General features: G+C 67.1%; 4 protein-coding genes. 3 read left to right on the top strand and 1 reads right to left on the bottom strand.

Annotated features, from left to right (window positions below):
* Positions 1-25: 25 nt before the first annotated feature.
* On the bottom strand, positions 26-790 hold the full coding sequence (locus tag GEV28_RS17295; protein ID WP_291413101.1) for a hypothetical protein: 765 nt from the start codon (positions 788-790) through the stop codon (positions 26-28).
* A gap of 236 nt (positions 791-1,026) precedes the next feature.
* Between GEV28_RS17295 and GEV28_RS17290 the strand changes: the two genes are divergently transcribed.
* From GEV28_RS17290 to GEV28_RS17280, 3 genes are all read left to right on the top strand, one after another.
* Positions 1,027-1,560 carry a hypothetical protein gene (locus GEV28_RS17290; RefSeq protein WP_291413100.1) on the top strand — a complete coding sequence of 178 codons (534 nt, stop codon included), beginning with the start codon at positions 1,027-1,029 and terminating at the stop codon, positions 1,558-1,560.
* Between the two features lie 406 nt (positions 1,561-1,966).
* Positions 1,967-4,363 (top strand): DEAD/DEAH box helicase, encoded by a 2,397-nt coding sequence (locus tag GEV28_RS17285; protein WP_291413099.1) that lies wholly within the window; start codon positions 1,967-1,969, stop codon positions 4,361-4,363.
* 654 nt (positions 4,364-5,017) lie between these two features.
* On the top strand, positions 5,018-5,599 hold the full coding sequence (locus tag GEV28_RS17280; RefSeq protein WP_291413098.1) for a hypothetical protein: 582 nt from the start codon (positions 5,018-5,020) through the stop codon (positions 5,597-5,599).
* Positions 5,600-6,000 lie beyond the last annotated feature (401 nt).

The following is a 6,000-nucleotide window of genomic DNA, read 5'->3' as shown; positions in this document are numbered from 1 at the left end:
GCCGTCGGGGTGCCCGATCGTCATCTCAGGCCGCTGACCGTGTCGCGATGCGGACCGCGTCTTCCAGGTGGTCGCTTGGGATGCCGTACTCGTCGGCTACCACGTCTAGGGGCTCACCAGCGCGGAACAGTCCCAGTGCGTCTTCGAGCCGGGCGCCACCGCGAACGAAGATCGGTTGGCCGAACCCGCGGGTGGGATCGACCACGATCTCGGCGACCTCGTAGGCGGGAAGCCTGATCAGGCGCACGTAGCCGTGGTCGTCGAACTCCAAACGCCGGAGGTAGGCAGCCACGACCTCGTTGAACACCCGCTGACCGTTGCGCACCACCACCAAATCGCGCGCGGCACGAACCAAGCCAGGGTCGTCGGTCGCCTCGGCATAGTCGAACAAGACCTCGGCGCCGTCGGTGTACAGACGTCGACTCGCCAACGCATGGGACAGCCCGATCTGGGTGTCGAGCTGCTCCAGGGCCGGGCGGATGCGTTGCATCGGCACACCGCTGCGGCGGATCGCGGTCAACACCGCCCCTTCAGCCAAGCCGATGAAAGGGATGATCGGCAGCCGTATTGCACGACGAGGAAGCGTGGTGAGGATCGGCGCACCGACCGCCTCTCGGCGCCCGGGCGGATGGTTCCGGTAGCCGTGCGCCCACGAGTTCAACGTGCTCGTAGGAACGTCCAGGTAGCGGGCAGCCTCGGGCACCGTGTAGAGCGCCGTGGAGAACCGACCAAGGACATCGGTGCGCTCATCGACAACGCTCATGCAGAGATCACCACCTTCCGCCACCACCGTGGGCTCACATCATCTCGGCTTCAGCCACACGGCAACGTCCATGACACGCCGCCGCAGCCAGTCACCACCACTATTGTCCACTCAGAGACGGAGGTTGACCTGGGGCACTCTGTGTAAACGGAACCGCAGATGTTACTGCGCGTAACCTCTCAGGCTGCCACCTACGTGCCTTGGACCTCTCCACTGACAGCGACGTACCGGCACGACCGGGTTCATACCGACATGGGGCAAACGTGAACCGTTCGACATCCGCTCTGGCGGCCCTGTCCGCAGACGAGAAGGCCACCGTGCTCAATGGGCTGCTCATCGCTCGACCGGACCTTCGAGAGCTCGCCGAAACCTATGCCGTCCGGCTTATGTCGACCGAAGACCGTTCCGCGGTCACCGTCGCCGTCGCCGGCAGGTTGCGTGGTCTGGATATCGAGGAGCTCAACGGCCGCGCCGGGTACCGGCCGGGTCGTGGGTATGTCCATCCGGTCGAGGCCGCGGCCGAGATCATGGACGAAGCGCTGGAGCCCTTTCTGCGCGATCTCGAACGTCGAGCGGCGCTCGGCATGACAACCGCGGCTACCGAACTCGCGGTACGCATCCTGCTGGGCTTGTACGAGTGTCGCGACGGGAGCAGCGAAACGCTGCTGGAATACTCCCCGGACTACGCTGCCGAACGCGCCGCGAACGTGGTGGACCAGTGCGCGAAACTCGGCATCGACCTGCCCCGCGCGGAACTACCCGATCTCCTGCCCGAGTGGGACGGCATCCTGTGCTGACACTCGTCGGCCGACCGAAGGCGAGTGAGGTGTCAGGCAGGTTGGCGTGGTCGAGTTCCTCCCGTAACGCCCGCTTGGGCCGGCACTCAACGCGGCCAGGTGCGACTGGAAGTCCTCCGCACGGTCACCGCGGGTGAACAACGCTCTGGCCTCGCTCAACAGGCCCGCGGCAACCCGGTAAGAGTCCCGGTCCTTGTGGCCGATCGACTGGTCGGCGGCAGAGGGCAGGACCGGAATCGTGTCAGCCGGGTGGTCGGCGGCGCGGTGCCGGGCCAGCCGCAGCCACAAACTCGTCTTGGCAACCACCGTCAACCGCCGCATGCCACGCCGCCTCGGCATCGCCTTCCCGCGGTAACCGTTGCCACCTGCCCGCCGAACACGGCGCGACGGCTCTACGGTGGGTCGCGTGGACGATCTCCGGCTGGCGGAGGAGTTGGCGAGCCTGCGCGCCCTGACTGCGCAACTGCGGGCGGAGAACGCACGGTTGCTGCGCCTGCTGGAGCTGACCCCGAAACAGGCGGCGCCGCCAGGCCCGGCGCAGACCGGCTTCTTCGAAGCGCATCCGGGCCCGGTCGGCCGGCAGTCAGCGCCCGACGTGAAGCTCGAGTTCTTCGCTGCCCTGTTCGCTGCCCGGACTGATATCTATGCCACCCGGTGGGAGAACACGCGCGCAGGCAAGGCCGGTTGGCTACCGGCGGTGCGTGGTGGGTGGCGCAAGGGCGTACGGCACGACGACCGGGACTACCTGCCGCTCACGAAGGAGGTTCTGCGTGCACACCTGACCGGGGAGACGCACGTCGGGCTGTATCCGCTGCTGGACGGAGACCTCTGCTGGTGGCTGGCGGCCGACTTCGACGGGCAGACGGCGATGCTCGACGCCTTGGCGTACCTGAAGGCCGCCCGAACCTGGTCGGTGCCCGCGGCGCTGGAGGTATCCCGGTCCGGAGTCGGCGCGCACACGTGGGTGTTCTTCACCGCGCCCGTGCCCGCCGAGTCCGCCCGCCGGCTGGGTTCCGCGCTGTTGCGGGAGGCGATGGCAGTACGCGGTCACATGGACCTGGCCAGCTACGACCGGTTGTTCCCGTCGCAGGACGTGCTACCCGCAGGCGGCGTGGGAAACCTGATCGCCGCGCCCCTGCACGGCAAGGCCCGCCAGGATGGGGCGACCATGTTCCTCGACCTGGCCACGATGGAACCGCACGAGGACCAATGGGTGTTCCTCTCCACACTTGGCCGGATGAGCCCGGCCGAGATCAACCGGGTCGCGCGCCGAGCAGGGCAGATCACGGTCGGCGCGAGCATTGATCGGATCGGCGCACCGGTGTCGACCCGAATCCGTGTAGCACCACCACCGATCGTGCACGCACGGCTCGGCGCGGGGATCCGGGTGGAGGCGGGCGAGCTAACCCCGCCGCTGCACGCGACACTCAAACACGCCGCGTCGATGTCGAACCCGCTGTTCTACGAACGCCAGCGACTGCGAATGTCCACCTGGGACACACCGCGGTTCCTGCGCAACTATGACGAGACCATCGACGGCGGACTCATCCTGCCCCGCGGCTTGGCCGACAATGTGGCCGCGTTGGTCGACCAGTCCGGCAGCCGCCTCGAAGTGACCGACGAGCGAGCGGCCGGCGAGCCACGAGAGTTCACCTTCACGGCCACACTGACCCGCCCACAACAGGACGCCGTGACCGATCTGCGTGAACACGACCTGGGCGTGCTGGTCGCGCCACCGGGCGCGGGCAAGACCGTCATCGCCTGCGCCCTGATCGCCGCCCATGCGACGTCGACGCTCGTGCTCGTCGACCGCAAGACCCTGGCCGACCAGTGGCGTACCCGCATCGCCGACTTGCTGGAAGTCAAGGCCGGCCAACTCGGCGGCGGCCGCCGCAAGACCCATGGCGTGGTCGACGTCGCAATGCTGCAAACCTTGGCACGCAAGGACAACCTAACTGAGCTCGTCGGCGGGTACGGCCTCGTTGTCGTGGACGAGTGCCACCACATCCCCGCGGCGGCGTTCGAGCACGCCGTCAAGCAAATCCCGGCCCGACGCTGGCTCGGGCTCACCGCCACCCCGTACCGCCGCGACAAGCTCGACGACCTGATCGCACTGCAACTCGGCCCGGTCCGCCACACCATCACCCACACCACGCAGCCCGCTCCGGCCCGTGACACACCCCAACTCGAGCTCGAGCAAACCGAGCAGCGACCGGCACCCGTACTGCACGTGCACGACACCACGTACCGCTACCTCGGCGACGCCGACCCCACCATGCCCGGCGGAATGGCGGCCATCTACCGCGACCTCGTCGCCGACGACGCCCGCACCATCCAGGTGGTCGACGACGTGACCGCGGCACTGAAACGAGGCCGGCACTGCCTGGTGCTCACCCAGTGGACCACCCACATCGAGCGGTTCACCGACGAGTTCCGAAGGCGCGGTCTCGACCCGGTCGTGCTGCGCGGCGGCATGACCACCAAGGCCCGCCACCACGCCCTCGCCCGACTGAAAGCGGACGGATCACCGCTGCTGGTGGTCGCCACAGGCCCGTTCGTCGGCGAGGGATTCGACTGCCCCGTCCTGGACACACTCTTCCTCGCCGCACCGATCGCCTTCAAAGGGCGCCTGGTCCAGTACGCCGGACGGATCCTGCGCGCATACCCGGGCAAGACCACCGCCGAGGTGCACGACTACCACGACATAGGCACCGGCGTCCTAGCCTCATCCCTGACCAAACGCGCACCCGGCTACGTCAGCCTCGGCTTCCCCGACCCCCGCCGCTCAGCCTCACGCCGTTGACCTCATCGCTTGCCTGACCCGGCAGGACGCAGCCCAGCTCCGCAACGCCGTACGGAACTTCAACTCCACTTCTCGGCCACCCGCGCATGGTGCTATGCCGCGCGCACTGGGCGTAGCTGTGATGGCCACCACCGGCCCCGGAAACAACCTGCGGTTAGCCGATCATGACGCGACCATCGTGTTCGTCCGCCGAGACGTGCGCCGACTCGCCTGCCAACGACACACCGCCGACAAGTGGTCCACGCGGCCACAACTACGGGATCAGAAGGTTCTAGCTGCAGGAATGACACGCGGTCATCCCTTTAACCAGCGGGCGCATCCCTGTACTTACAGGGATAGTTAAAAGGGACAGATCATGAGATCCCATCCCTTGTGCACGATCAACAAGTCTCTGACCTGCTGATCTGTGTGCGCGCCCGAAGGGATTCGAACCCCCAACCTTCTGATCCGTAGTTCCCAAGTGATCATGATCCGTGATCACACCCAGTACCGCGCCTGGCCGATCTATGCAGGTCAGGCGCGGTACTGCTGTCTTTGGTGCCGAATGGTCACAAGTCGTTCCACCTCATCCGGGCACACTTCGGGCACACAATGGGCACACCTTCATCGTGTCGAATCAGGACGCGGAGAGCGACATCCGACACACTGTCGGTTATGACTGATCTCGCCTCCCGCAACCATCGCTGCCGACCTGGCTACGAGTTCCGTGACGCGATCGCGCTCCCCGGTTGGGACGAGCAGAGCGTGTGGGGCTACGACGAGGGCAGCGGCTCGTTCTTCGCTCAGCTCTGGGCCAACGGCAGTTCGTCGGACTCCCCGGAAATCTGGCTGTCCGGGGTGACCGTGACCTACCCATGGCCGGGCTCCATCGCGCTGGAGATCGCCGAGCGCACCCGCGCCGACCAGTTCGAGATCATCCACGCACTCGGCCTCGCCGACCCAAAGCCGAACACACGATCGACCGACGAGATCAGGCGCAAGGCGCTCAGCGTCACCATGGCCGCCGACCGAACACCCGACCCGAACATTCTCGGGCAGCGGTTGGCTCTTAACTGGGTCGCCGGTTTTGGCTCCACCTGTCCCGGCTCGCTGCGGAGCTGGCCGTCAGAGCAGGTACCGAGGCCGGCGCAGGTCGACGCCGAGCACCACTACGTCACCGGGCGGATCTATCGCGGCCAGGATCGCACTGTCTACTCCGGCGCAGACGAGGCGCTCTGGTGGGCGCTCGGCCGCTAAGCCGCGAGTGCCCGTCCCGGTTTGCGAGCTGGCGGTGGACTGGTGTGGGCTGGTGCAGTGCGTAAGACAGACCCGCTGAACGCTCGCCAATTGGACGTGCTGCGCCGGATCTCGTCGGGCGAGGACATCGGGGGCGACCCGACAGCAAAGACTTCTGCGAGGGCGTTGCATGGTCGTGGCTTGGCGGAGGTCAGCACACGGGGCGGCTGGCACGCTGAGATCACCGACGCGGGCCGCTTCTACCTCGACCACGGCACCCCGCTCGGGAGTGCGAGCCGTCTTGCGCCACGGCGAGCCCAACGCCACCTTCAAGCGCGAAGCCTGCCCGGACGACGCCGAAACGTAAGCCGCCGCACACCACGGCGAGGATCGCGGCCGAGCGCCGTCAGGCCGCCACGGAC

This window comes from Actinophytocola sp. (assembly GCF_009379765.1).
GTDB lineage: Bacteria > Actinomycetota > Actinomycetes > Mycobacteriales > Pseudonocardiaceae > Actinophytocola.
This window is presented reverse-complemented; position numbering and strand designations above follow the sequence as displayed.